Source organism: Olleya sp. Hel_I_94 (genome assembly GCF_007827365.1).
GTDB lineage: Bacteria > Bacteroidota > Bacteroidia > Flavobacteriales > Flavobacteriaceae > Olleya.
The window spans coordinates 1,636,489-1,661,206 of the sequence record NZ_VISI01000002.1 but is presented as its reverse complement, the minus strand read 5'-3'; the positions used below and the strand labels follow the sequence as shown (position 1 = coordinate 1,661,206).

23 protein-coding genes and 2 tRNA genes are annotated in these 24,718 nt (G+C 32.4%); 9 read left to right on the top strand and 16 right to left on the bottom strand.

The window, feature by feature from the left end; translation table 11 throughout:
- The first annotated feature begins 108 nt into the window (after positions 1-108).
- On the top strand, positions 109-2,454 hold the full coding sequence (locus JM82_RS10700; protein ID WP_145003465.1) for a hypothetical protein: 2,346 nt from the start codon (positions 109-111) through the stop codon (positions 2,452-2,454).
- 13 nt (positions 2,455-2,467) lie between these two features.
- On the opposite strand, the gene JM82_RS10695 is transcribed toward JM82_RS10700, so the two are convergent.
- Positions 2,468-3,001, bottom strand: coding sequence for an RNA methyltransferase (locus JM82_RS10695; RefSeq protein ID WP_145003462.1), 534 nt, complete (start codon positions 2,999-3,001; stop codon positions 2,468-2,470).
- Between the two features lie 99 nt (positions 3,002-3,100).
- On the opposite strand from JM82_RS10695, the gene mutS reads away from it, so the two are divergent.
- The 3 genes from mutS (at position 3,101) to JM82_RS10680 (ending at position 5,992) form a co-directional block, all read left to right on the top strand.
- Positions 3,101-5,713 carry a DNA mismatch repair protein MutS gene (mutS, locus tag JM82_RS10690; RefSeq protein WP_145003459.1) on the top strand — a complete coding sequence of 871 codons (2,613 nt, stop codon included), beginning with the start codon at positions 3,101-3,103 and terminating at the stop codon, positions 5,711-5,713.
- A gap of 95 nt (positions 5,714-5,808) precedes the next feature.
- Positions 5,809-5,880 (top strand) — tRNA-Gly (locus JM82_RS10685).
- Between the two features lie 28 nt (positions 5,881-5,908).
- A tRNA-Leu gene (locus tag JM82_RS10680) sits at positions 5,909-5,992 on the top strand.
- 133 nt (positions 5,993-6,125) lie between these two features.
- Here the strand turns inward: JM82_RS10680 and JM82_RS10675 are convergent.
- Both JM82_RS10675 and JM82_RS10670 read right to left on the bottom strand, forming a co-directional pair.
- Positions 6,126-6,380, bottom strand: a complete 255-nt coding sequence (locus tag JM82_RS10675; protein WP_145003456.1) for a hypothetical protein — start codon at positions 6,378-6,380, stop codon at positions 6,126-6,128.
- An 86-nt stretch (positions 6,381-6,466) separates the two neighbouring features.
- The gene (locus JM82_RS10670; protein ID WP_145003453.1) at positions 6,467-7,702 is read right to left on the bottom strand and encodes a 3-deoxy-D-manno-octulosonic acid transferase; all 1,236 of its coding nucleotides are present in this window, start codon (positions 7,700-7,702) and stop codon (positions 6,467-6,469) included.
- A 120-nt stretch (positions 7,703-7,822) separates the two neighbouring features.
- Here JM82_RS10670 and JM82_RS10665 point away from each other — a divergent pair, with 120 nt between their 5' ends.
- The 3 genes from JM82_RS10665 to JM82_RS10655 all read left to right on the top strand — a co-directional run bounded on the left by JM82_RS10665 (position 7,823) and on the right by JM82_RS10655 (position 10,457).
- Positions 7,823-8,980 carry a DegT/DnrJ/EryC1/StrS family aminotransferase gene (locus JM82_RS10665; RefSeq protein WP_145003449.1) on the top strand — a complete coding sequence of 386 codons (1,158 nt, stop codon included), beginning with the start codon at positions 7,823-7,825 and terminating at the stop codon, positions 8,978-8,980.
- 101 nt (positions 8,981-9,081) lie between these two features.
- On the top strand, positions 9,082-10,101 hold the full coding sequence (gene galE / locus JM82_RS10660) for a UDP-glucose 4-epimerase GalE (RefSeq protein WP_145003446.1): 1,020 nt from the start codon (positions 9,082-9,084) through the stop codon (positions 10,099-10,101).
- 164 nt (positions 10,102-10,265) lie between these two features.
- The gene (locus tag JM82_RS10655) at positions 10,266-10,457 is read left to right on the top strand and encodes a hypothetical protein (RefSeq protein ID WP_028283458.1); all 192 of its coding nucleotides are present in this window, start codon (positions 10,266-10,268) and stop codon (positions 10,455-10,457) included.
- Between the two features lie 33 nt (positions 10,458-10,490).
- Here JM82_RS10655 and lspA read toward each other — a convergent pair whose 3' ends face one another.
- The 7 genes from lspA to JM82_RS10620 form a co-directional block, all read right to left on the bottom strand.
- Positions 10,491-10,973, bottom strand: coding sequence for a signal peptidase II (lspA, locus tag JM82_RS10650; protein ID WP_145003443.1), 483 nt, complete (start codon positions 10,971-10,973; stop codon positions 10,491-10,493).
- Positions 10,966-11,865, bottom strand: coding sequence for an ACP S-malonyltransferase (gene fabD, locus JM82_RS10645; protein WP_145003440.1), 900 nt, complete (start codon positions 11,863-11,865; stop codon positions 10,966-10,968). Before fabD ends, lspA begins: the two co-directional genes overlap by 8 nt.
- 137 nt (positions 11,866-12,002) lie before the next feature.
- Positions 12,003-13,559: an NAD(P)/FAD-dependent oxidoreductase gene (locus JM82_RS10640; protein ID WP_145003437.1), complete on the bottom strand. Its 1,557-nt coding sequence runs from the start codon at positions 13,557-13,559 to the stop codon at positions 12,003-12,005.
- An 80-nt stretch (positions 13,560-13,639) separates the two neighbouring features.
- A complete protein-coding gene (locus JM82_RS10635) occupies positions 13,640-14,374 on the bottom strand; it encodes an SDR family oxidoreductase (RefSeq protein ID WP_145003434.1) in 735 nt (244 codons plus the stop codon).
- A 9-nt stretch (positions 14,375-14,383) separates the two neighbouring features.
- Positions 14,384-15,196, bottom strand: coding sequence for a haloacid dehalogenase type II (locus JM82_RS10630; protein WP_145003431.1), 813 nt, complete (start codon positions 15,194-15,196; stop codon positions 14,384-14,386).
- Between the two features lie 59 nt (positions 15,197-15,255).
- On the bottom strand, positions 15,256-15,858 hold the full coding sequence (locus tag JM82_RS10625; protein ID WP_145003428.1) for a TetR/AcrR family transcriptional regulator: 603 nt from the start codon (positions 15,856-15,858) through the stop codon (positions 15,256-15,258).
- A 101-nt stretch (positions 15,859-15,959) separates the two neighbouring features.
- Positions 15,960-16,871 carry a dihydrofolate reductase gene (locus JM82_RS10620; RefSeq protein ID WP_145003425.1) on the bottom strand — a complete coding sequence of 304 codons (912 nt, stop codon included), beginning with the start codon at positions 16,869-16,871 and terminating at the stop codon, positions 15,960-15,962.
- A 262-nt stretch (positions 16,872-17,133) separates the two neighbouring features.
- On the opposite strand from JM82_RS10620, the gene JM82_RS10615 reads away from it, so the two are divergent.
- On the top strand, positions 17,134-17,430 hold the full coding sequence (locus tag JM82_RS10615; RefSeq protein ID WP_145003422.1) for an isoamylase early set domain-containing protein: 297 nt from the start codon (positions 17,134-17,136) through the stop codon (positions 17,428-17,430).
- A 29-nt stretch (positions 17,431-17,459) separates the two neighbouring features.
- On the opposite strand, the gene JM82_RS10610 is transcribed toward JM82_RS10615, so the two are convergent.
- From JM82_RS10610 to JM82_RS10585, 6 genes are all read right to left on the bottom strand, one after another.
- Complete coding sequence (locus tag JM82_RS10610) at positions 17,460-18,338, bottom strand: hypothetical protein (protein WP_145003419.1); 879 nt, start codon at positions 18,336-18,338, stop codon at positions 17,460-17,462.
- A gap of 9 nt (positions 18,339-18,347) precedes the next feature.
- On the bottom strand, positions 18,348-19,172 hold the full coding sequence (locus JM82_RS10605; RefSeq protein ID WP_145003390.1) for a thymidylate synthase: 825 nt from the start codon (positions 19,170-19,172) through the stop codon (positions 18,348-18,350).
- 90 nt (positions 19,173-19,262) lie between these two features.
- A complete protein-coding gene (locus tag JM82_RS10600; protein WP_145003371.1) occupies positions 19,263-20,951 on the bottom strand; it encodes a NupC/NupG family nucleoside CNT transporter in 1,689 nt (562 codons plus the stop codon).
- A gap of 10 nt (positions 20,952-20,961) precedes the next feature.
- Entirely contained in the window at positions 20,962-21,570 is a 609-nt protein-coding gene (locus JM82_RS10595) for a bifunctional nuclease family protein (RefSeq protein WP_145003368.1), read from the bottom strand.
- Between the two features lie 113 nt (positions 21,571-21,683).
- Positions 21,684-22,646, bottom strand: a complete 963-nt coding sequence (locus JM82_RS10590) for an electron transfer flavoprotein subunit alpha/FixB family protein (RefSeq protein WP_145003366.1) — start codon at positions 22,644-22,646, stop codon at positions 21,684-21,686.
- A 29-nt stretch (positions 22,647-22,675) separates the two neighbouring features.
- Positions 22,676-23,422: an electron transfer flavoprotein subunit beta/FixA family protein gene (locus JM82_RS10585; RefSeq protein WP_145003363.1), complete on the bottom strand. Its 747-nt coding sequence runs from the start codon at positions 23,420-23,422 to the stop codon at positions 22,676-22,678.
- Positions 23,423-23,664: 242 nt separating this feature from the next.
- Between JM82_RS10585 and JM82_RS10580 the strand changes: the two genes are divergently transcribed.
- Positions 23,665-24,642 (top strand): pyruvate dehydrogenase complex E1 component subunit beta, encoded by a 978-nt coding sequence (locus tag JM82_RS10580; RefSeq protein WP_145003360.1) that lies wholly within the window; start codon positions 23,665-23,667, stop codon positions 24,640-24,642.
- Positions 24,643-24,718: the final 76 nt, after the last annotated feature.

The window sequence follows — 24,718 nt, the reverse complement described above, 5'->3', positions numbered from 1 at the left end:
CGCTTCTTCCGTTTAGTTGCATTTTTATTTTCTACGCTTTAGTATTTATTTCGCTGATTTTGTGTAATTTGATTGGCAATCAATCAATCAATCAATCAATCAATTAAAATGAAATATAATCTAAGGTTTGTTTTTATTTTTATTACGCAACTTGCATTCGCGCAAAGTAATACTTTCGATTCTGTTATTAACGCCTTACAAAAAGACCAATTACTTTTTGAAAAAGTGTATGTGCATACTAATAAAACAAGCTATTCTGCTGAAGATGTTATTTGGTTTAAAGCCTATGTTTCCGACGCTTATAATAAGCCTTCTGTACAAACATCTGTATTACATGTAAGTTTATTTTCGGATAATGGTATTCTTATAGACACTAAAAATATCTTAATCACAAATGGTGTTGGTGTTGGACAATTTCAGTTTTATCAAGATTTACCAGAAGGGTTTTACTTCATCCAAGCTAACACTAATTACATGAAAAACTTTGGAGAGACTAATACCTTTGTTTCTAAGGTTTTTATAAAAGGAAATATCCCAAAACCTAAAACAAACACATTAAAGCATACAGTATATGACGCTCAGGTGTTTCCGGAAGGCGGTTATCTTTTAGAGGATGTTAACAATACATTAGGGTTAAAGGTATTGGTTAATGGTAAAAGCAGTGCATTTAGTGGACGCGTTTTAGATTCAAATCAAAAAGAAATTACCACATTTAATGAGGATCATTTAGGGATGGGTCTTGTAAGGTTTAATTATAAACCTTCAGAGTCTTATGTAGCCGAGTTTTTTATAAAAGACACTATTATAAAAGTTATGATTCCTGAGGCAAATAAAAAAGGAGTTTCAATAAAGGTTAATTCTTCAAATAAAGATATTGTTAGTGTAAAACTTGAGTCTAATCGTGCAACATTAAAAACTATTAATCCTAAGTACACGTTATTGTTTCATCAAAAAAATAAAATATTTGATTTTGTTCAGTTAACAATTCAAGATAGTCTACCTGTAGTTTTAGAGTTAAATAAAAAGTCTTTATTTAGTGGCGTAAATACCGTTACTGTTTTTGAAAATAATAGTCCAATTTTGGAACGACAGTTTTTTATTGACAAACCTGAAAAATATTCAGCAATTGAAATTGAAAAGTTAAATGTTCTTCAAGATTCTATTATATATCAACTTAAATTAAACGGTTTAAATGTAAAAAGTAACTTAAGCATTTCAGTGCTTAAAGCAGATACAGATTATAAACCAAATACAACAATACAAAGTGCTTTTTTGCTATCACCTTATGTTAAAGGCTACGTGGAAAATCCAGAGACATATTTTAATCAAAACACTAAAGATAAAACTAAAAAGATTGATTTGTTACTTTTAACTCAAGGTTGGTCGCAGTATACGACTAAAGCTTTTGTGGATTATAACAATCCTAAATATAGTTATGATTTTGAATCTGGTTTTAGTCTAACAGGTACAGTAAGTCCGTTAAAGTCAAATAATTTAGTGTTACTCTCTGATGATAATCAAATTGTGGCTAAAACGTATTTAAATAATAAACTTAATTTTCAATTTAAAAATTTAATAGCGTACAAAGGGGATTCAATAAAAATAGGTTTTATTCGCAATGGTCAACAATTAGTCAAGCCTCTTAACATGTATTTTGATAGCATTCCAAAGCTAACAAATAGTTTAAATAGTTTTTATTACAATAAAAATAATGGAGCGCCTTTAGTGGTAGATGATTTTTATAAAACAAAGCACGAAAATAATGTTTTGGATTATGTATATACTAACTCAACTTACTTGGATACAGTGAAGCTTAAATCTAGTAAAGCGCATAAGATGAGGTTAGATAGTAAGGCTTTTATGAAAAAATATAGAGAATACGAAGACAGTATAATGTTTTATGACCCAATGGAGATTCCGGAACACTATTATAACAAAAATCTAACCTTATTTGAATATTTAAAAGCTACAGAAGCTGCTAGTTTGGTTAATTGGAGAGGTGTGGAAACCTATCTTGTAGCCAGAGGTTTAGAAGCATTTTTAAAAGTGGATGGTAAAGGGATGGATACTTATAGCTTGCCTAGTGCCTTGCAAATGAGGATGGAAGATATTAGTGATATAGCTTTTAGAAGAGAATCAAAAATCACCATTTTTCATGTGTTTACTACAGAAAATTATAAAAATAATATAACGGAATTATTCAGAAAACATTTTTTTGAATCAGGATTTGACAAAGCAAAAACTTATTATACTCCCAAATATATTAATACTTCAGATAATTTAGAACAAGAGGTGGATTGGAAGCCAATAGTTGTTACCGATAGCAAAGGGCAATCGGTTTTTAAAATAATCAAAGGTACAAAAACAAATTATTTGCTTTCCATACAAGGGTTTTCCGATAATGGTGATTTAATTAGCGAAATAAAGTTTTTAAACGATATGCTAGTTGAATAATTTTTATTTAAACTTATAAGGCTTTTATCTTAGAGAAAATATCCCAAGTCACAACACCACAACTTACACTAATATTAAGCGAGTGTTTGGTCCCAAACTGAGGGATTTCAATAACAACATCGCTTGCGTTGACTACATCTTGAGCAACACCTTTGACTTCGTTACCAAAAACCAAAGCATATTTTTTATTAGTTTCGACTTTAAAGTCGTCTAACATAGTGGCATTTTCAGCTTGCTCAATAGCACAAATAGTGATATTTTCTGATTTAAGTTTTTCAACTAAATCTAAAGTGTTTTCAATATGTTCCCAAGCTACAGTATCTGTGCTGCCTAAAGCTGTTTTGTGGATGTCCTTATGTGGTGGTGTTGCAGTGATTCCGCATAAGTATATTTTTTCAACTAAAAAGGCATCACTAGTTCTAAACACACTACCTATATTATTTAAACTTCTAATGTTGTCTAAAACAATAATTATTGGTGTTTTTTCTGCAGATTTAAAGTCGTTTACACTCAATCGGTCTAATTCGCTGTTTTTTAGTTTTCTCATCAAAATAATTGTGAATAATTATCAATAACTAAACTTAAATAGACTTCTTAAAAAATCAATATTTAGTTACATTGCAAACTTAATAAAAACGTATATCCTTTGGCAACAAAAAGCAAAAAAGTCACTCCGTTAATGAAGCAATACAATGCAATCAAGGCTAAGTATCCTGATGCAATGTTATTATTTAGAGTTGGGGATTTTTACGAAACCTTTGGCGAAGATGCTATAAAGGCAGCAGGTATTTTAGGTATTACTTTAACTAAACGAGGCGCAGGAAGTGATAGCGAGACAGAGCTGGCAGGTTTTCCGCATCACTCTATAAATACCTATTTGCCTAAATTAGTAAAATCAGGAGAGCGTGTTGCTATTTGTGACCAATTAGAGGACCCTAAGCAAACCAAAAATATCGTTAAGCGTGGTGTTACAGAATTAGTAACGCCAGGAGTTGCACTAAATGATGAGGTATTACAATCCAAAACAAATAACTTTTTATGTTCGGTTTACTTTGGTAAGGTTAATATTGGGATTTCGTTTTTGGATATATCTACAGGAGAGTTTTTAACCTCACAAGGAAATCAAGAATATATAGATAAGCTACTTCAAAATTTTAGTCCAAGTGAAGTTTTAGTTGCAAAACCAAAGCGTAATACATTTACAGATCATTTCGGAGCCGATTTTCACACGTTTAATCTTGAAGATTGGGTCTATCAATCAGATTATGCAAATGAGACATTGTTAAAACATTTTGATACTAAGTCCTTAAAAGGATTTGGAGTTGAAAATTTAAATGAAGGTATTATAGCTTCAGGTTCTATACTTCATTATTTAGCCGAAACACAGCACAACAAACTAGAGCATATCTCTTCAATTTCGCGTATAGCAGAGGATGACTATGTATGGATGGACCGTTTTACCATCCGAAACCTCGAGCTTTACAACTCTACAAACAATAATGCAGTTACCTTACTAAATATTATTGATAAAACCATTTCTCCAATGGGAGGACGATTGCTTAAACGTTGGCTAGCATTGCCTTTAAAGCAAATAGATCAAATCAAGCAACGTCACGAAGTGGTGTATTATTTAAAAACAGATGGTGTTGTATTGGACAAGATTCAGCATCATATAAAGTTAATAGGCGATTTAGAGCGATTAATATCTAAAATAGCAACACAAAAGGTTAGTCCTAGAGAGGTTATTCAACTTAAAAACTCTTTAGAAGCTATAATCCCTATTAAGGAGTTGTCATCTAATTGCGACAATGAGTCCCTTAAAGTTATAGGAGATAATTTGCAAAGTTGTAATGTGCTTCGCGAAAAAATTAAAGAAACTTTAAACGAGGAAGCACCAGTTAATATCTTAAAAGGAAGCACGATTGCTGCTGGATTTTCATCCGAATTAGATGAGCTTAGAGCACTGTCTACTTCAGGAAAAGATTATTTAGATAAAATGTTACAACGCGAAAGTGAGCGTACAGGGATTACATCTCTTAAAATAGCATCTAATAATGTTTTTGGATATTATATAGAAGTAAGAAACACACATAAAGATAAAGTTCCGGAAGAGTGGATCCGTAAACAAACGTTGGTAAACGCAGAGCGTTATATTACTGAAGAACTTAAAGAATACGAATCTAAAATTCTAGGAGCAGAAGAACGCATCATGGCAATCGAGCAAAAATTATTTGCAGATTTGGTACAATGGATGAATCAATATATAAAACCAGTACAGCAAAATGCGTATTTAATAGCCAAAATAGATTGTTTATGTGGTTTTGCACAATTAGCATCAGATAATAACTATGTATATCCAGCATTAGATGACTCGCATGATTTAGATATTATTGATGGTCGTCACCCAGTTATTGAAAAACAACTGCCAATTGATCAGCCCTATATTGCTAATAATGTGTTTTTAGATAGAGATGCACAACAAATAATAATGATTACAGGACCAAACATGTCAGGTAAATCAGCAATCTTACGTCAAACAGCATTAATAGTGTTATTAGCTCAAATAGGTAGTTTTGTGCCTGCAAAGGAGGCTAGAATAGGTGTTGTTGATAAAATATTTACACGTGTAGGTGCAAGTGATAACATATCAATGGGAGAATCCACGTTTATGGTAGAGATGAATGAAACAGCATCTATCTTAAATAATATCTCAGATCGTAGTTTAGTCTTGTTAGATGAAATTGGAAGAGGAACAAGTACCTATGACGGAATCTCTATTGCTTGGGCTATTAGTGAGTATTTACACGAGCATCCAGCAAAACCTAAAACGTTATTTGCAACCCACTATCATGAGTTAAATGAAATGACAGAGACCTTTGAGCGTATTAAAAACTTTAATGTCTCTGTAAAGGAGTTAAAAGACAATGTGCTATTTCTGCGTAAGCTTGTTCAAGGTGGTAGCGAACATAGTTTTGGTATACATGTAGCAAAAATGGCTGGAATGCCACAACAAGTGCTAAGACGCGCTAATCAGATCTTGAAAAAACTGGAAAAAAGTCATTCAAGCGAAGAATTGACAGATAAAGTAAAATCGATGCAAGATGAAATGCAATTAAGCTTCTTTAATTTGGACGATCCATTGCTTGAAAATATAAAAGAAGAGATTTTACATATCGACATTGACACCTTAACACCTGTTGAAGCTTTAATGAAGCTAAATGAGATCAAACGTATGTTGGTGAAAAAGAAGCAAGTATAAATTTTTTTAATTTTTTTTCAAAAAAAGCTTTGTACTTTGTATAAAAGTACTAAATTTGCAACCGCAATACGATATTGCACGTTCATTTAAAGACTGCGAAAGTAGCTCAGGGGTAGAGCATCACCTTGCCAAGGTGGGGGTCGCGGGTTCAAATCCCGTCTTTCGCTCTGAGAATTTTCCTTAAAATATTCCTTCGCTCGGGTGGTGGAATTGGTAGACACGTTGGACTTAAAATCCAATGTCCATTAGGACGTACGGGTTCAAGTCCCGTCCCGAGTACTAGACCTCTTGTTAATCTTATGATTTTCAAGAGGTTTTTTCATTTATAAAAGTTGAAACCAAGTCCGTTTAAAACAAAAAAACCTTATCAATTGATAAGGTTTTTTAAATTTAGTAAGTATAAAAAAAAGAATTAATCTTTTTTCAAGTCATCAGATACCTCATTGACTGCATCTTTAACAGATTCTCCTGCTTCCTTAGTTTCATTTACAGCATTATCTATTGCTTTTCCTGTAGCTTCAAATCCATCTTCAACAGCTTCACCAGTCTCTTCAGCAGCATTCTCAATAGCGTCTCCTGCTTGTTCTGCGTTATTTTTATCCTCTTCTCTACAAGATGTAAAAGTAATTGCTGATACAAGAGCAGCACTTAATAGTAATTTTTTCATTAGTTATTGTTTTTAGTGTTTAATATGTTATCAAACATAATACTTAAATTAGTAAATAAAGAATTATGCGTTTGGTACATAGTGCTTTATTTACGTAAGTACTGCATGATTTGGATTACAGCTCCTTTGTTTTTTTTAATAAAATCTTCGTTTTGTTTACCGGTAGTTAATCTTAAATCTGTATCGCTTATTAAACTATTTAATACAATGCTTAATTCTTCAAAATTAGAAATTGATTTGACACCTTTATTTTTAATCATATCAAACGCTTCTGGAAATTTTTGATAGTTTTTTCCAATAATTATAGGGATTCCAAATACAGCAGGTTCTAGTATATTATGTAATCCAGTGTTGCCCATTGCACCACCTATATAAGCTATATCAGCATAACTATATGTTTTGCTTAGTAAACCAATGGTGTCTAAAACAAAAACGTCATATTGTTTTAAATCCTGTTTTTCTTTTTTGGAAAATAAAATAGTAGGCTTAATTAAGCCTGACTGGATATTCTCTATTTGTTTAGGCTTAATATTATGCGGAGCAATTATAAATTTAACAGGTGTACCACTATAATTATTAATAAATTTAATTATTAACGACTCGTCTTCTGGCCATGAGCTTCCAATAACGATACATAGTTTATTGTTTTTAAATGCTTTAATAAACTCTAAATTATTATCTATGTTTAATTGGTTTGATACACGATCAAATCGTGTGTCACCAGAGATGGTTACATTTTTATAATTTATAGATTCTAAAAGTTTCTTAGAGGTTTCATTTTGAGTAAATATGTGTTCAAAAGCAAATAAAGCCTCTCTCGTTTGACTGCCATACCATTTAAAAAAAGATTGATTTTTTCTAAATACAGCGGAAATTAATATGGCTTTAAGATTTTTATTTTTTAATTCATTTAAATAATTAGGCCATATTTCATACTTAACAAATACGGTTAATTCAGGATTAACAAGACTAATAAAACGCTTGGCATTCTGTTTTGTGTCTAACGGTAAGTAAACAACAAGGTCCGCAAAGGGAGCGCTTTTTCTTATTTCGTAACCTGATGGTGAAAAAAAAGAGAGTATAATTATATGATTTGGATAATCCTTTCTTAATTCTGTAAAGATGGGTAAGCCTTGCTCATATTCGCCTAAAGACGCACAATGAAACCATAATGTTTTTGACTTCTTGTGTAATAATTGATTTAGTTTAATAAAAGTTGTCGCACGACCATTAACCCCTAATTTAAGTTTAGTATTAAACAAACTTAAAAGTTTTAAAACAACAGAAGTAAGTTGTATTGCTATATTATAAAGTAAATTCACGTATCTATTTTTGCTAAAATAAACAATTCATTGCTTAGCGTTTGGTATTTTTGTAAATTCGATAATTATAAATTAAAAGTAAAGCTAAGCTTCTTAAGCTAGTTTACCATATATACAGACATGAAAAAAATACAAATGGTTGATCTTAAAGGTCAATACGCAGCTATAAAGGATGTTGTAGATTCTTCAATTCAAGAAATAATTGACAATACAACTTTTGTTAATGGACCTAAAGTACACGAGTTTCAAAAAAACTTAGAAAACTACTTAGGTGTAAAACATGTCATTCCGTGTGCAAACGGGACAGATGCCTTACAAATAGCAATGATGGGATTAGGTTTAGAGCAAGGTGATGAAGTCATAACAGCAGACTTTACCTTTGCAGCAACCGTTGAGGTAATTGCTTTATTAAAGCTAACTCCAGTTTTAGTAGATGTAGATCCAGAAACTTTTAATATAGATATAGACGCTGTTAAAAAAGCCATTACGCCAAAAACCAAAGCGATTGTACCTGTCCACTTATTTGGTCAGTGTGCCAATATGGAAGTATTAATGGATTTAGCAAAACAGCATAATTTATATATAATAGAGGATAATGCACAAGGTATTGGTGCAGACTATACCTATTCTGATGGTACTAAAGCAAAATCAGGAACCATTGGTCATGTTGCATCAACCTCGTTTTTTCCATCTAAAAATTTAGGGTGTTATGGAGATGGAGGAGCAATATTTACTAACGATGATAATTTAGCACACACCATAAGAGGGATTGTAAATCACGGAATGTATGAGCGTTATCACCACGACGTAGTAGGTGTAAACTCGCGTTTAGACTCAATACAAGCAGCAGTCTTAGATGCAAAATTACCTAAATTAGATAGCTACAATAATGCAAGACGTAATGCAGCTAGAAAATATAACGCAGCATTTAAAGACATAAAAAACATAATTACACCAAAAACCGTAAATGGATGCGAAGGTATTTGTGATACCTGTAACTGTCACGTGTTTCATCAATATACATTAAAAGTTAAAAATGTGGACAGAGACGCTTTGGTAAAGCATCTAAACGATAACGGAATCCCATGTGGTGTATATTACCCAATACCGTTGCACGCGCAAAAAGCTTATCGCGATACAAGGTATAACGAGGCCGATTTTACAGTTACCAATCAATTAATAAAAGAAGTGATTTCATTACCAATGCATACCGAGTTGGAAGATGATCAAATAGATTTTATAACAAAAACTATTAAAGATTTTATAGCAAACAATTAGGACGTTACCACAAGGGTCGGGCTATCCACTAAAATCTTTTTTTGCCATATATGGCAGCAAAAAAAGGATACCGTTTCTATACCTAACGCACGCATAAGCAAATGAAGATACTAGTTACAGGAGGTTTAGGCTTTATAGGGTCGCATACAGTTGTTCAGCTTCAAAATAGTGGATATCAAGTCGTAATTATAGATAATCTCTCTAATGCCTCACTAGAGGTGTTAGAAGGTATAGTATCTATTACAGGGCAACCACCAATTTTTGAAAAACTTGATTTAAAAAGTAAGGTAGCAGTACAAACCTTTTTTAAAACGCATCAAGACATACAAGGCGTTATTCATTTTGCTGCAAGTAAAGCAGTAGGAGAGAGTGTGGTTAATCCATTAATGTATTATGAGAACAACGTAAACACTTTAGTTTATGTATTACAAGAGTTAACAAAATTAAAAGTGTCTAACTTTATTTTTAGTTCGTCATGTACCGTTTATGGTCAGGCAGATAGTATGCCAATATCCGAAACAGCACCAATTAAAGAAGCCCAATCACCTTACGGTAATACTAAACAAATTGGAGAAGAAATTATAAAGGATACTTGTCAAGTATATCCTAATTTACAAAGTATAGCATTACGATATTTTAATCCCATTGGAGCGCATAAGTCTGCAAAAATAGGAGAGTTACCCATTGGTGTTCCTCAAAATTTAATACCATACATTACACAAACAGCAATAGGTAAACGTGATCAGTTATCCGTGTTTGGTAATGACTATCCAACAAAAGACGGAACCTGTGTTAGAGATTATATACATGTTGTTGATACAGCTAAAGCACACGTTGTTGCTTTACAAAGATTATTAAATAATGAAAATCAATCCAATTTTGAAGTGTTTAATATTGGTACAGGACAAGGGAGTACCGTTTTAGAAGTGATTACAACTTTTGAAAAAGTATCTAATATAAAGCTAAATTATAATATAGTAGACAGACGACCAGGAGATGTAGTAACTGCATACGCAGACACATCTAAAGCAAATAAAATTTTAGGTTGGCAGGCAGAATATGATTTAGAGGATGCTATTTTATCCGCTTGGAATTGGCAAAAGACCTTAAAAAAGGATTAACAAATCCTAAATTAGATAGTATATTGACTGATAATCTCTTAATTTTCGCGTCTAATTTTTAGAGATTTCATATTAATATTCTGATTAACAATATTTTAGTTGTTTAAATTCGTTGTTGGTAATTATTCTGTTTTACTTTGTACGCTAATGCAAATGACAAAATAATGAAATTGATTACAGTAAAACGTCAGACAAGACAAGAAAACAGATTTGCTCCTAAAATGGGACGACTAAATGCCAAAGTAACTTATATTAAAAAACAAGTGCTAGGCATACCAGTAAAAACTTTACATAAATATCGTGAAACGTATTACGGAGAAGTAAAAGATTGCAGAGATTGTAATTTAGCAAGATAAATAAAAAAGCCTCGATTTAAATCGAGGCTTTTTTTATGCTTTTTTATTTTTAAAACTGCCTACAATTAAGCAACCCATACCAACCATAACAGAGACATCTGCCAGATTAAATATACCAGTTCTAAATACGCCTCCTAAATCGATATGTAAAAAATCGGTAACAGACCCATAAACAACTCGGTCATAAACATTAGCTATTCCACCACCAATAATACAGCAAAATCCGACTAAGGTCATTGTATTAATTGTTTTATCTTTAATAATATGTCTTAACACCAATGCTAAAACAATAATTGGTAAGATTAACAATAAAGCAATTCTAAGGGTAGGACTAAAGTCACTTCCCATACCTAAAAAGGCACCTTTATTTTCTACATTATGAAGTGTAAAATATTGTCCAAAAATTTCAGTTTCAGATCCAGCAATAACATCAGCTCTAACAATAAATTTAGAGACTTGATCTAAAATAATATTAAAAACAATTAAACCAAGTATTAGTATGTTTCTACTACTCATCCGTTTTAGTTTCTAAAGTTGCAGATTCGGTTTGCGCTTCTCTATCTATTTTTTTAACTAATCCTTGAAGTACTTTTCCTGGACCTACTTCAGTAAATAGAGTAGCACCATCTTTAATCATTTGTTGTACTGATTGTGTCCAACGTACTGGAGCAGTTAATTGGGATATTAAATTTGCTTTTATTTCGTTTTCATCTGTAATTGCTGTTGCAGTTACATTTTGGTAAATAGGACAATTTGGTTTGCTAAACGTTGTATTTTCAATAGCAGCAGCTAATTCTTCTCTTGCAGGTTCCATCATTGGAGAGTGGAATGCGCCACCAACAGGTAGCATTAAAGCACGTCTTGCACCAGCTTCTTTTAACGCTTCGCAAGCACGTTCTACAGCACTAACTTCTCCAGAGATTACTAATTGCCCAGGACAATTATAGTTTGCTGCAACAACAACACCATCTATTTGCGCGCAAATATCTTCTACAACTTTATCCTCAAGACCTAAAACAGCAGCCATAGTACTTGGTTGTAACTCGCATGCTTTTTGCATAGCTTGAGCACGTTGCGATACTAATTTTAAACCATCCTCAAAGCTTAAAGCTCCAGCAGCTACTAATGCCGAGAATTCTCCTAGACTATGTCCTGCAACCATTTCTGGTTTAAAACTATCACCTAAAGTTTTAGCTAAGATTACTGAGTGTAAAAATATAGCAGGTTGCGTAACCTTCGTTTCTTTTAGTTGGTCTGCAGTACCTTCAAACATAACATCTGTAATGTTAAAACCTAATATGGCATTAGCATCTTCAAATAAATGTTGTGCTTCTGGTGAGTTTTCGTATAAATCAAGACCCATTCCTGTAAATTGGGCACCTTGACCTGGAAATATATATGCTTTCATTGCTTTCTTATTTAAGTAGCGAAAATAAGAATAATATCTGTATATGTAGCATGTCAGATATTAAGATTTACTTAAGGTTTAACCTTAGTAATTAAGGTTGTATCGCTATTAATGACTATAATTAAAGTCTAATTAAATTAAAGGTTTCCTGTTGCAGCTTCTGCACAACGCTCACCATCCATAGCAGCACTAATAATTCCGCCAGCATATCCACCACCTTCACCACATGGAAATAAATTTGTGATTTCTGGATGTGCTAAATTTTCAGTTCTTGGTATACTAACGGGAGATGAGGTACGTGATTCTACACCAATTATATTAGCTTCTTCAGTATAATAACCTTTCATTTTATCACCAAAAGCTTTAAAGCCTTTTCTTAAAGACGCTCCAATTAATTTAGGAAATAAACTATGTAGTGGTGCACTATTTAAACCTGGTTGATAAGAAGTTTCATTTAAAGTATTAGATAGTTTTCCTTCTACAAAATCGGTCATGCGTTGTGCTGGTGCAACTTGGCTACGTCCTCCTGCAGTAAAGGCTAGTTTTTCTAAATCCTTTTGAAATTCTAAAGCTTTTAAAGCTCCAAATTGTTCGTATTTTTTAAGATCACGTTCTGCATTAATTTCTACAACTATTCCAGAATTTGCAAATTTATTATTTCGTCTAGAAGGTGACATTCCGTTAACAACAACTTCTCCGTTGGCTGTTGCTGCAGGTACTATAAATCCGCCTGGACACATGCAAAAACTGTAAACACCACGACCATTAACTTGTTGCACCAAACTATAGGATGCTGCAGGTAATAATTTTGGTCTTGGTCCTTCACAGTGGTATTGTATGCTGTCTATAATATGTTGTGGATGTTCTGCTCTGACACCCATTGCAAAAGATTTTGCTTCGATTGCAATATTTTTATCGTGTAATAATTGAAAAATATCACGCGCAGAATGTCCTGTAGCTAAAATTACTTTGTCTGTAACTAACTCCTCGCCGTTTTGAAGTTGAATGGCTTCAATTTTGTTATTCTTAATTGAAAAATCAGTAACACGAGTGTTAAAATGAATTTCACCACCAAATTTTATTATGTTTTCTCTTATGTTTTGAACCACTTTAGGAAGTTTATTGGTCCCAATATGTGGATGGGCATCAACCAAAATTTGATCTGTTGCACCATGATATACAAGGTTTTCAAAAATACGACGTACATCACCTCGCTTTAAGCTTCGTGTATATAATTTACCATCACTATAGGTGCCTGCTCCACCTTCTCCAAAACAATAATTAGAATCTTCATTTACAAAATGGTCCTGATTAATGGCTTTTAGGTCACGACGTCTGTCTTTTACATTGGCACCACGCTCTAAAACAATTGGTTTAAACCCTAATTCTATACAGCGCAAAGCTGCCCACATACCAGCTGGACCAAATCCAATGATATGAATTGGTTTTGCTTTGGATACATCTTTATAGTTAAACGTATAATCTGAAGTTTCTGGAACAGGTTCTTTTATGTAAACAGATACTTTATAGTTTAATATTATTTTAGGCTTTCTGGCATCAATGGATTTACGTAATATTTTAATACCAGTGATGTCGTCTCTAGACATGGATAGCCATTCCGCAGATTTTTTAATTAAAATATCTGGAATCTCTTCTTCCTTTAAAGAAATACGAAGTTGAATGTCTTTTACCATGCTGCAAAATTAACAAAAATTAAAAGATAAGATTCAAGTATTTTAATTTATGATTTATACTTTCAAAAAATATTCTAAGCCTATATTAAAGCGCCATTTGCTCCAATGACTTGTCCTGATATCCATTTAGAATCGTCACTAGCTAAAAACAAAACGACTTTTGCAATATCTATTGGTTTTGCTAATCGATTAAAAGCATTCATGCTACTTAATTTATCTATAAAATCTTGAGATTTTCCATTTAAAAACAATTCAGTTTCTGTTGCTCCAGGCGCAATTGCATTGACAGAGATACCTCTACCAATTTCTTTGGAAAACACTCTTGTCATTTGCTCTACAGCAGCTTTAGAAGCAGAGTAAAGTGCATAAGTTGGAAACATAAGCTTTACAGTGCTAGACGACACGTTGATAATTATACCATTATCTGCTAATTTGCTATCGGCTTCTTGTAAAGTATTAAATACACCTCTAACATTAATATCAAATTGTTTTGTAAAATCCTCTTGATTATTATCTTTTATTTTTTTTGAAATCATCACACCTGCATTATTAATTAGCACGTCTAATTTGCCATAATGTGATAAGGTTTGGTCAAAAAGATTACTAACATCTTCTCTGTTACTTACGTCTGCTTTAATAGCTATGGCGTCACCACCATTGTCTATAATGCTTTGTACAGTTAGGTCTGCATCCTTTTTGCTATTGGAATGATTTACTACTACTTTGGCACCATGTTTTGCTAATAATTCAGCTATTTCTTTGCCTATTCCTCTAGATGATCCAGTGACTATAATGACTTTGTTCTCTAATTTCATATGTTGCTTTTAGTTGTTATTATATTTTAAAGCTATTAATTGTTCTGTAATTAAAGCTAAATCTTTTGCAATTATTTCTGGTTTGTCAGCTAAAGGATACAATTGTGCTCCTGGTCTGCTTATAAATGCGCCACGCCAATTTGCCCAAAGTGCTCCAGCAATATCCCAACCATGTGCAGCAACTAAAAGACACTCTTCAGGTTTTATTTTCATTTGTCTTGCAGCCCAACGATAAGAATCAGCATGAGGTTTAAATTTACCAATATCCTCTACGCTTAATCTTTTGTCAAAATAGTCAAGTAATCCAGAGTTTTTAAACTGAGTTTCGACACCTTTGTTAGAAGAATTTGTAAATGATACCAATATATATCCTGCATCTTTTAGCTTTTTTAAGCTAGCTTTAACTTCGGGATGTGCTGGTAAAGATCTTATTGGCCCCAAAATAGCTTCTTTTGCTTCCGTTTCGGATAGTGTGATTCCGTGGTTTGAAGCTACCATTTGTAAAGCAGCTGCACCAATTACACCAAAATCGTTATATTGATTACCAACTGTACTAACTAATGAATATTGTAACATTGTTGTAAACCATAAGGGTAATAAATCTTTTCTGTTATCTAATATTTTACCTACACTATCTTTCATAGCTGTTAAGTCTAATAAAGTTTCATTGACATCAAAAAATATGACTTTAGGTGGAGTTACATCTAAATTAGGTGTTTTATTGTCTTTATCAGAAGTGGAAAATGCTAAATGTGGAGCTACCAAACTTGCTAATGCTGCTTTTTTGATAAAATCTCTTCTTTTGTTTTGTTCAGTTTTCATATAAATATATATTATTGTAAATAAAACATACTAATAGGTATGTTTTGCTATAAAAAAAATTAAGTTTTTATTTGATTTATGTATAATGATAAGCCTGTAATGTACTCTTCAAGGATGTCATCGTTATTGTACAATTTTCTTATACCTCGAATCCCTTCAAAAGCACTGATTAAATAAACTGCAATTGCATTGCTTGATATGTTTTTTTTAATAGTGTTTTCATATTGACCTCTTTCAATTAGCTGTATTAATGCTTTTTTCCAATCATCAATAATTCGTCTTAATACTAGTTGATAGGCTATTTCTAAATCTCCAACTTCATTTATAAAATTATTCATTGGACAGCCATGTTGCTTTTCATAAACAGGAAAAGATTTTAAACGCTCTAAAAATGTTGTTTCTAAAATCTGTATTGCATTTCCAGATTGGAACAAAGGATCAATCATACCCTTATAAACTCTTTTTTGCACTTTTAAACTTATCACTGCAAGTCCAAGTTCTTTTTTGTTTTTATAGTGATGGTAAAAAGCACCTTTAGTTAAGTTGGTTGCCTTCATTATTTTGTCAACACTCGTGGTTTTAAAACCGTTTTCATAAAACAGCTTAAACGATTCGTCTAAAATAATTTGTTTGGTAAGTTCTGATTTTTCGTTTTGCAGCATGTAACAAAAATAAACTTAAAAGATACTAATAGGTATGTTTTTGGTGTTAAACTTGAATTAAAATTAATTTAAGTTGTTTTATGTGGTTGTTATAAAGTTGATTACACTCTTTGGAAAGTTAAAAAAGAAAATTCAAATTCATGATTTTCATCTTTTTTATGAAAGGTGTTTGCGGTTTCTTTCCATTGTGTCCTATCAATTTCAGGAAAAAAGGTGTCTGCATCAAAATTAGAATGTACACGAGTTAATTCAATTTTGGACGCATAAGGCATGGCTAGTTTATAAATTTCTCCTCCACCAATTATAAAGGGTTGCGAATCATTTTTAGCTAAGTTAATAGCTTCTTCTATACTACCAACAACTATGATACCTTCAGGTGCTTTATAATTAGATTGCCTAGATATTACTATATGAGTACGATTTGGTAGTGGCTTTGGAAAGCTCTCAAACGTTTTGCGACCCATAATAATGTAGTGACTAGAAGTTAAGGCCTTAAAACGTTTTAAATCGTCGCGTAAATGCCATATAAGGTCGTTGTTTTTACCAATTTCATTATTTTCGCCAGCAGCAACAATCATGGTTAGATTGTTTATAGCTTTAGTTTGTTGTTTATTAAAAACTTCACTTTTAGCAATGGTTAGATCTTCTTTTTCAACTTGTAGTTTAAGTTTTTCTATTCTAACGTTTTGTTTATTTACAAGTTTGGCTAACTGTTGATCTTCCCATTCTTTACCCATAAATTTAGAGGTTACAAACACATTAAATACATGGTATAAAAAGATAAATAACCAAGCCATTATGGCAAATACAAACCAATTAATGCCAAAAAACTTAGTGTCTTTGCCAATGCCTAAAACTGTATTTGCAACTATTAAAAAAACTGCCCCAATTAAGAAAATTACAAAATGAGCGTATAATCGCTTTTTTTGCTTAATCCTGCGTTGTGCATTTTTTATTAATTCTAACTGTTCTTTATCTATTTGCGGTTTTTCTTTTTTCTTTAATCCAAACATAGCTAACTATTATAATGTAAAGTTAATGATTTTATGATATTTGATTTTGTAAATTTTAAACGAAATCGATTTAGTTTGATTGTCAGTTATTTACAGTTGTTTTTGAGCTGTTATTATTAACAATTTAGTACACTTAATTTAATGAAAATGCTGATTTTAAGCGTTAATTTTAATAATCTCATAAAAGTTTAAAATTAATTAATTTTTATGTTGATGACTGAAAAAATCTTATCTAATTTTAAAGCTTTAAAACATTAATATTATGGCTATTAAGAAACAATTTTTGAAAAGTAAACCAATTTGTAAAGTCACTTTTACTGTTCCTGCAGCAGGAGCAAAGAAAGTTACTGTTGCAGGTAATTGGAATGAATGGAATACTGCAGCCGAACCATTAAAAAAGTTAAAAAACGGAACGTTTAAAGGGACTGTAAATCTAGAAGCTGGTCAGGCTTACGAGTTTAAATATGTTGTTGATGGACAATGGGAAAACGAAGTCGAGGCAGACGCTTATGTATGGAGTGATTATGCAGCCACAGATAATAGTGTTATAAAGTTATAAGGCTTTAAAATGCTAAAATCGGTCAACAGTTATTCCTTTCTTTTTTTTCGTTTAAGTCTTTTACGTTCTTTTCTTTGAGCAGCTGTTTCTGCAATATTAAAGGTTATTGGTAAACCGTAAGGAACGTTTACTGCCTTACCTTTTTGCATTCCTGGTGATTCTAGTTGAGGTAAAAGTTTTATTACTCTTTTGGCTTCTTTTTCTAAAGCAGGATGTGGCGCTCTAGTTAGGATGTTTACAACTTTGGCGTCTTTGTCTATCTTAAAACCAACATATATTCTGATAACTCCAGAAGGCAAATTAAGTGTAGATGCTAAGTTAGTATTAAAATTTTGTAGCACATGTCTGCCAATAGCATTGCTCATACATTTTCTTGCTGCTTCTTGGGGTAAACTTGGAGCGCAACCTGGATATACAGGTACTTGTTCTACTAGAGAAAACGGAACATCTTTAGGTATGTAGTTTTTTATTGGTATAATGGTACTATCTGCTCTATTAATTTTAAAACCTAAGAGTAGGTTTTTATAATCGGCAACTCCATTATCATATTTGTCTAATACAGGTAATACTTTGGGAAAACTATCCTCAAGATAATTTAATTCATTTTTTAAACTGTCCATATAAATATGAAATCCAGACATTTTTTTTATTAAATCTCCTTCTTCGTTAAAAAATAAATTGGCAGATAGGTCTAGTGTATCTTTTTTTGAATAACGGATTATTTTAGTTTTTATACTTTTTGTTAATGAAGAATCTATGAATTGTAAAACCTTATCTTCAAAACATAACTCTAAATCCTCTGCACTCTGGCAACCAGGAAATATTGCTTTTTCGCGATTATATTCAGGTTTAGATTGGCTAAATGTAAAACTTGAAAATAAAAATAAACATAAATAAATATACTTCATTTGATAAATTTATACAGCTACTGCACCTTTTATGTGTGGATGTGGATTATAATTTTCTAAGGTAAAATCTTCAAATTTAAATTCAAAAATATCTTTAACATCAGGGTTTATTTTCATTGTTGGCAATGGTCTAATGTCTCTAGAAAGTTGTAATTCTAATTGTTCAAAATGATTGCTATAAATATGTGCATCTCCAAAGGTGTGTATAAAATCACCTGCTTCATAACCACAAACTTGAGCCATCATCATAGTAAATAATGCATATGAAGCAATATTAAAAGGAACACCTAAAAACGTATCAGCACTACGTTGGTATAATTGACACGAAAGCTTACCATCTGCTACATAAAACTGAAAAAAAGCATGACAAGGTGGTAATGCAGCTTTACCATTGGCAACGTTTTCTGAAAAACTTTTTGAGTTGTCTGGCAATACTGAAGGATTCCAAGCCGATACTAACATACGTCTACTATCTGGATTGTTTTTTAAGCTATGTATAACATCTTTAATTTGGTCTATTTCATCACTATTCCAATTTCTCCATTGGTGTCCATAAACAGGTCCTAAATCTCCGTTCTCATCTGCCCAATCATTCCAGATTTTGACTCCGTTTTCAGTTAAATACTTAATGTTTGTATCGCCTTTTAAAAACCATAATAATTCATATATAATGGATTTTAAATGTAATTTCTTAGTGGTTACCATTGGAAAACCTTCACTTAAATCAAAACGCATTTGATAACCAAAAACACTTTTTGTTCCTGTTCCTGTACGATCTCCTTTTTCGTTTCCGTGTTCTAATATATGTTGTACTAGGTCGTGGTATTGTTTCATTTTTATTAAATTTTCAAGAATTTAAAAGTATAAAAAAGGGTTAACATTAAAATGTCAACCCTAAAATATATATAAAAAGTTATTAACTGTCTATCCAATAATCATACCAGCAATTGTAGCAGAAATTAGTGAGGCTATAGTACCTCCCAATAATGCTTTCATTCCAAATTTAGATAACGTTTTACGTTGTCCTGGAGCTAATGATCCAATGCCACCAATTTGAATTCCTATAGATGCAAAGTTGGCGAAACCACAAAGCATATACGTTGCCATAATTATAGATTTTTCGTAAGTTAAGTGTGTTGCTTGGGCAACGTCTTTAAGTTCTGCTAATTGGATGTATCCAACAAACTCACTTGCTGCTAATTTAATACCTAATAACTGTCCCATAAGTGCCATATCTGTTTGTGCAACACCAATTAACCACATTAAAGGTGCAAATATGTAACCCAAAATAAGCTCTAATGATAAGGCAGTGTAGCTTGTATTATGTTCAATCCATTCGTTTAAAGAAGTAACATCTCCAACCCATCCAAGGATTCCGTTAACCATTGCAATAAATGCAACAAAAACTAATAGCATGGCACCAACATTAACAGCTAATTTTAATCCTTCAGTCGTTCCGTTTGCTATAGCATCTAAAATGTTTGATCCTATTTTATCTTGAGACACTTCAACGTCAGTGTTTACCTCTTCTGTTTGTGGAAATAGTATTTTTGAGATTACTATCGCTCCTGGAGCTGCCATTACAGATGCTGCTAATAGGTGCTTAGCATAAAATAATCTTAAAGCTTCATCATCTCCTCCTAAGAAGCCTATGTAGGCAGCAAGTACTGCTCCTGCAACTGTTGCCATACCACCAATCATAACTAATAGCATTTCTGATTTAGTCATTTTTTCTAGGTATGCCTTAATAAGTAAAGGAGCTTCTGTTTGGCCTAAAAAGATATTTCCTGCTACACTTAAACTTTCTGCTCCAGATATTTTAAGTGCTTTAGATAATAGCCAAGCCATAGCTTTTACTACACGTTGGATAATACCTAAATAAAATAATAAAGACGTTAATGCAGAGAAGAATATAATAGTTGGTAAAACTTGAAAAGCAAAAATAAATCCAAAGGTATCCATATCTACCACTAAACCTTCAAATAGAAATTTACTTCCTGCTCTGGTAAAATCTAATACACTTATAAATAAACCACCAACAAACTCGAAAGCAGTTTTAATAAATTCAACTTTTAAAACACCAATAGCAATTAATAGCTGGAAGGCTAAACCTATTCCAACAATCTTCCAATCGATTGCTTTACGATTACTACTAAATAAAAACGAGATAAAAATTAGGGCTACCATACCTAAGGCACCACGCCATAAACTATTAAACGAAAATCCTTCGCTTGGTATAATTTTATTAGCTTCTGATACTGCTAGCTGAGCAGCTGTTTTTTCTTTTATTTTAAAAGAATAGACATTTTGTTTTTCTTTAAATACTAATGTAGAGTCTGTTAGTGTTTGTACTTTAAGTCGTTTAGTTACATCTGCTGGTGTATCGTAATAAAAAACTAATACATTATTTTGAAATAGATAATCTCCCGTTTGATTATTGTGCGTAAATGCACCTTCTTTTAAAGTAAGTACGTCATTAACCAAAAGGTTAGTACTTGTAGAGTCTAGTTTTGTTTTGCTTGCCTCGAGTTGCCAATCTTTTTCAATGTCTTGGGCAAAAATAGACGTAATACTTATTAGGGTCGCTACAATAGCAAGTGCAAAATGTTTCATTGTAAAGGGATTATCGTTTAGAGATTTCGTCTCTTATTTTAGCTGCTTTTTCGTAATCTTCGTTAGTTACAGCTTCGTCTAGAAGGTTGTGTAATTCTTCTACTGTTTTGGAAATATAATCGTCTTGAGAAGGTTCCATCTCTAATTCCTCGTTAATAATATCTTCAATTAAGATATTATCTGGATCCTCTTCTTTTGTGGGATCTACTTTTAAATAGATTCCTGCTTTATCTAATATGTTTTTATAAGTAAAAATAGGAGCATCAAAACGTAAAGCTAAGGCTATAGCGTCACTAGTTCTAGCATCTATAATTTCTTCAATATTATCGCGTTCGCAAATTAAAGAAGAATAGAAAACACCATCTACCAATTTATGTATAATGACTTGTTTGACTACAATATCAAAGCGGTCAGCAAAGTTTTTAAATAAATCGTGAGTTAATGGTCTTGGAGGTCTTATTTCTTTTTCTAAAGCTATAGCAATGGATTGCGCCTCAAAAGCACCAATGACAATTGGTAGTTTTCGGTCGCCATCTAATTCGTTTAAAATTAGTGCGTAAGCGCCATTTTGTGTTTGGCTATACGATATGCCTTTTATATTTAATCGGACTAAACTCATAGTATTTAAAAAGCAAAGAACTGCTTAAATTAGGACTTTACCAAACTGCACTAGGCAGTTTTTGTACATAATTTAAACAGTCCTTTGTTAATAGAACTTAAATTTATAAAAAATTATGCGTTTGCTGCTTTAAACGCTTTTAATTTTTCAATAAGTTGTGGGACAACTTCAAAAGCATCTCCAACAACACCATAATCTGCTGCTTTAAAGAAAGGTGCTTCTGGATCTGTGTTAACAACTACTTTTACTTTAGAGGCATTAATACCTGCTAAATGCTGTATAGCTCCAGATATTCCGATAGCAATGTATAAGTTAGAAGCTACAGGTTTTCCTGTTTGTCCAACGTGCTCACTATGAGGTCTCCAGCCTAAGTCAGATACTGGTTTAGAGCATGCTGTTGCTGCACCTAGAACATCTGCTAACTCTTCAATCATTCCCCAGTTTTCTGGTCCTTTCATTCCACGACCTGCAGATACTACTATTTCTGCATCAGCAATTGTAACTTTATCTGTTGCTTTGTCTACAGACTCTACATTTACACCCGAAGTTGGTAAGCTAGGCGAAAAATCTTCAGCTGCAGCTGCACCATTATTTTCTACTAATCCGTAAGAATTGTTAGAGACTCCAACAATTTTAACATCTGTATCTATTGTTGTTAAGTTAAATGCTTTATTTGTAAAAGCAGTACGTTTAACTGTAAAAGGAGCTGTTGAAGTTGGTACTTCCATTACATTGGATGCGTAACCTGCTTCTAAACCTACAGATAATATTGGTGCTAAATATTTGCTATCTGCACTTTGACTTAATATTACGACCTTAGTCCCTTCGTTTTTTGCTGCTTGTGCAATTGCCGAAGCGTATGATTTTGCATTAAAGTTTTTTAAAGCATCATCAGATACTTTTAATACTTTATCTACTCCGTATTTTCCTAATTCTGAAACATCATTGGCGTTAACTGCAACTGCTGTAACTGTTGTACCTAATTGGTCAGCGACTGCTTTGGCGTAAGAAGCAACTTCAAAAGCTGTTTTTTTAAAGGTTCCGTTTTCTGATTCTGTATATACTAAAACTGACATGTTTTTTTTGTTTTAAGATTAATTACTAATTAAATGACTTTAGCTTCGTTATGAAGTAAGTTAATTAATTCATCTAAATTATCTGGCGACACTAACGTTACAGCACCTTTTGGAGCTGGTTTTTCAAACTTAACAGACGCTGTTTCTACTGATGCACCTATTGGTTCTAAAACATTTAATGGTTTTTGACGTGCTTGCATAATACCTCTCATATTTGGTATACGTAAATCACTCTCTTCAACTAATCCTTTTTGACCACCAATTACTAAAGGTAGTGCAGTAGATACGCTTTCTTTACCACCATCAATTTCTCTAACAGCTTTAGCGTTAGTACCATCTAATTCCAAACTAATACAATTAGTTACAAAATTAGCGTCAACCATTTCTGCAATCATACCAGGTACCATACCTCCATTATAATCAATAGACTCACGACCAGCAATTACTAAATCATAACCACCATCTTTTACAACTTTAGCAATTTCTTTAGCGACTTGGTAACCATCTTTAGCTTCAGTATTCACTCTAATTGCAGAGTCTGCACCAATAGCTAATGCTTTACGTAATGTAGGTTCTGTTTCAGGACCTCCAACATTAATAACATCTACAGATGCACCTTGTTTTTCTTTAAACCACATAGCACGTGTTAAACCAAATTCGTCATTAGGATTAATTACAAATTGTACTCCAGTTGTGTCAAATTTTGAATCTCCATCTGTAAAATTAATTTTTGATGTCGTATCTGGTACATGACTAATACACACTAAAATTTTCATATTTTTTTGTTTTTTATGAGTTCTGTTACGTTAGATGTAATCAACTATAACGATATAGTACGTCTAACCTTAATTTTATTTTTGAACAAATTTAGGCATAAAAAATGCGCTTAAATCTTACGGTTACGAAGATAATTATTTTATTTTGAAAAAATACTATGCATGCATAGTAAATTTTAAATAATTCTTTAGTCTAAAGTTTTTCATTTATTGTTATTTTTGCTTTTCAAATTATTAATTAGATGAAGACAATTCAATTTAGAGAAGCTATTTGCGAAGCCATGAGCGAAGAAATGCGTAGAGATGAGAGCATTTTTTTAATGGGAGAAGAAGTAGCAGAATATAATGGTGCTTATAAAGCGTCAAAAGGGATGTTAGATGAGTTTGGTGCAAAACGTGTTATTGATACACCAATTGCCGAACTTGGTTTTGCAGGTATCGCTATTGGGTCTACCATGACAGGTAACAGACCAATCGTAGAATACATGACGTTTAACTTTTCGTTAGTTGGTATTGACCAAATAATTAATAATGCAGCTAAAATTAGACAAATGTCTGGAGGTCAATTTAATTGTCCAATAGTATTTAGAGGTCCAACAGCAAGTGCAGGACAATTAGCAGCAACACACTCTCAAGCTTTTGAAAACTGGTTTGCAAACACACCAGGTTTAAAAGTTGTAGTGCCATCAAATCCATATGATGCTAAAGGGTTATTAAAATCTGCAATTCGTGATAACGATCCTGTGATCTTTATGGAAAGCGAGCAAATGTATGGTGATAAAGGAGAAGTGCCAGAAGGAGAATACACAATACCATTAGGTGTTGCCGAAATAAAAAGAGAAGGTACAGATGTAACTATCGTATCTTTTGGTAAGATTATTAAAGAAGCTTATATCGCAGCAGATAAATTAGCTGAAGAAGGTATATCTTGTGAGATTATCGATTTACGTACAGTGCGTCCAATGGATAGAGCTGCTATTTTAAAGTCTGTTAAAAAGACTAATCGTTTAATTGTTTTAGAAGAAGCTTGGCCTTTTGGTAACGTAGCGACAGAAATTACATATTTAGTACAAAGCGAAGCATTTGACTATTTAGATGCACCAGTTATAAAAATTAATACAGCAGATACACCTGCACCTTACTCTCCAGTATTGTTAGCAGAGTGGTTACCAGACCATAAAGATGTTATCACAGCTGTTAAAAAGGTAATGTATAAATAAAAAATAGTATTTTAGATTTATCAAAAGCTTCATTAGCATGATTGTTGATGAAGCTTTTTGTATTAAATAACCATAT

Excerpts from the sequence above, each read along its gene's own strand:
- JM82_RS10700 (WP_145003465.1), top strand. The coding sequence starts at position 109 with ATGAAATATAATCTAAGGTTTGTTTTTATTTTTATTACGCAACTTGCA.
- JM82_RS10695 (WP_145003462.1), bottom strand. The coding sequence starts at position 3,001 with ATGAGAAAACTAAAAAACAGCGAATTAGACCGATTGAGTGTAAACGAC.
- JM82_RS10675 (WP_145003456.1), bottom strand. The coding sequence starts at position 6,380 with ATGAAAAAATTACTATTAAGTGCTGCTCTTGTATCAGCAATTACTTTT.
- JM82_RS10665 (WP_145003449.1), top strand. The coding sequence starts at position 7,823 with ATGAAAAAAATACAAATGGTTGATCTTAAAGGTCAATACGCAGCTATA.
- galE (WP_145003446.1), top strand. The coding sequence starts at position 9,082 with ATGAAGATACTAGTTACAGGAGGTTTAGGCTTTATAGGGTCGCATACA.
- JM82_RS10655 (WP_028283458.1), top strand. The coding sequence starts at position 10,266 with ATGAAATTGATTACAGTAAAACGTCAGACAAGACAAGAAAACAGATTT.
- lspA (WP_145003443.1), bottom strand. The coding sequence starts at position 10,973 with ATGAGTAGTAGAAACATACTAATACTTGGTTTAATTGTTTTTAATATT.
- fabD (WP_145003440.1), bottom strand. The coding sequence starts at position 11,865 with ATGAAAGCATATATATTTCCAGGTCAAGGTGCCCAATTTACAGGAATG.
- JM82_RS10640 (WP_145003437.1), bottom strand. The coding sequence starts at position 13,559 with ATGGTAAAAGACATTCAACTTCGTATTTCTTTAAAGGAAGAAGAGATT.
- JM82_RS10635 (WP_145003434.1), bottom strand. The coding sequence starts at position 14,374 with ATGAAATTAGAGAACAAAGTCATTATAGTCACTGGATCATCTAGAGGA.
- JM82_RS10630 (WP_145003431.1), bottom strand. The coding sequence starts at position 15,196 with ATGAAAACTGAACAAAACAAAAGAAGAGATTTTATCAAAAAAGCAGCA.
- JM82_RS10625 (WP_145003428.1), bottom strand. The coding sequence starts at position 15,858 with ATGCTGCAAAACGAAAAATCAGAACTTACCAAACAAATTATTTTAGAC.
- JM82_RS10620 (WP_145003425.1), bottom strand. The coding sequence starts at position 16,871 with ATGTTTGGATTAAAGAAAAAAGAAAAACCGCAAATAGATAAAGAACAG.
- JM82_RS10615 (WP_145003422.1), top strand. The coding sequence starts at position 17,134 with ATGGCTATTAAGAAACAATTTTTGAAAAGTAAACCAATTTGTAAAGTC.
- JM82_RS10610 (WP_145003419.1), bottom strand. The coding sequence starts at position 18,338 with ATGAAGTATATTTATTTATGTTTATTTTTATTTTCAAGTTTTACATTT.
- JM82_RS10605 (WP_145003390.1), bottom strand. The coding sequence starts at position 19,172 with ATGAAACAATACCACGACCTAGTACAACATATATTAGAACACGGAAAC.
- JM82_RS10600 (WP_145003371.1), bottom strand. The coding sequence starts at position 20,951 with ATGAAACATTTTGCACTTGCTATTGTAGCGACCCTAATAAGTATTACG.
- JM82_RS10595 (WP_145003368.1), bottom strand. The coding sequence starts at position 21,570 with ATGAGTTTAGTCCGATTAAATATAAAAGGCATATCGTATAGCCAAACA.
- JM82_RS10590 (WP_145003366.1), bottom strand. The coding sequence starts at position 22,646 with ATGTCAGTTTTAGTATATACAGAATCAGAAAACGGAACCTTTAAAAAA.
- JM82_RS10585 (WP_145003363.1), bottom strand. The coding sequence starts at position 23,422 with ATGAAAATTTTAGTGTGTATTAGTCATGTACCAGATACGACATCAAAA.
- JM82_RS10580 (WP_145003360.1), top strand. The coding sequence starts at position 23,665 with ATGAAGACAATTCAATTTAGAGAAGCTATTTGCGAAGCCATGAGCGAA.